The organism is Chloroflexaceae bacterium (assembly GCA_025057155.1).
Lineage (GTDB): Bacteria > Chloroflexota > Chloroflexia > Chloroflexales > Chloroflexaceae > JACAEO01.
Genome location: JANWYD010000049.1, coordinates 1 through 999 on the forward strand (window position 1 = coordinate 1; position 999 = coordinate 999).

Sequence of the window (999 nt, forward strand, 5' to 3'; positions counted from 1 at the left end):
CTTCGAAGTAAATCGGCATCTCCAGCCAGCGGTAGCCGAGCCGTTCGGTCAGATAGGACATCTCGACCTGGAAGACGTAGCCGTTGGACACCACGCGATCCAGGCCGAGGCCCTCCAGCGTGGAGCGGCGCCAGACGCGGAAGCCGGCAGTAGCGTCGCGGATGTGCAGGCCGAGGATGGTGCGCGCGTACAGGTTGGCCCAGGCCGAGAGCAGCTTGCGGCCCAACCCCCAGCGCTTGTCGGTGCTGCCACCGGGTACATAGCGTGAGCCGATGACCACGTCATAGTCACGCAATTGGGCGACCATCCCCGGCAGGTAGTGCGGCCCGTGCGAAAAGTCGGCGTCCATCTGGATGATGACATCGGCGCCCATCTCGAGCGCGCGGCGGAAGCCTTGCACATAGGCCGTGCCCAGGCCGAGCAGCCGAGGCCGGTGGATGACGCTGAACCGGTCGGGGTTGGCAGCGGCCAGACGGTCGGCGATTTGGCCGGTGCCGTCGGGCGAGGCATCGTCCACCACCAGCAGCTTTGCGTCGAGCGGCAAGGCCCAGAGCGCCTCTGTCAGGGCTTCCAGATTTTCTGCTTCGTTGTAGGTGGGGATGACGATGACCGTCTTCATAACGAAAACCGGGGCCGTGACCTGTCATGCTGGTCCGGCCCCGGCGGATGTCAACGCTTACGAAGGAATGCTTAGACGAGTTTGGCGAGGTCTTCCGCGGCGCGGCGCATGTCCAGGAAGACCAGGCCCAGCTTTGCGCCCTCGCGCGCCAGCACCGTCAGCACCGCTTCCGAACCGACCGATTGGAGAATGACGTAGCCCCTTTCGCCTTTGATGTAGACTTCGTTCAGATTACCACGTCCCAGCTCGGAGGCGATTCGCTCACCAAGCGAAAGCATGGCCGCCGACATGGCGGAGACTCGGTCTTCTTCTACTTCACGCGGCAGGGCGGTTGCAATGGGCAAGCCATCTACACTAACTACTGCCGAGGCCTCGATACC

2 protein-coding genes are annotated in these 999 nt (G+C 63.7%); both read right to left on the reverse strand.

Translation table 11 applies throughout. The features are described from left to right. The coding region (locus tag NZU74_20145) for a polyprenol monophosphomannose synthase (protein MCS6883641.1) at window positions 1-619 on the reverse strand (619 nt) is incomplete at its 3' end. Window positions 620-690: 71 nt separating this feature from the next. Continuing rightward, window positions 691-999, reverse strand: a 309-nt coding sequence (locus NZU74_20150; GenBank protein MCS6883642.1) for a roadblock/LC7 domain-containing protein, incomplete at its 5' end; no start/stop codon positions are given.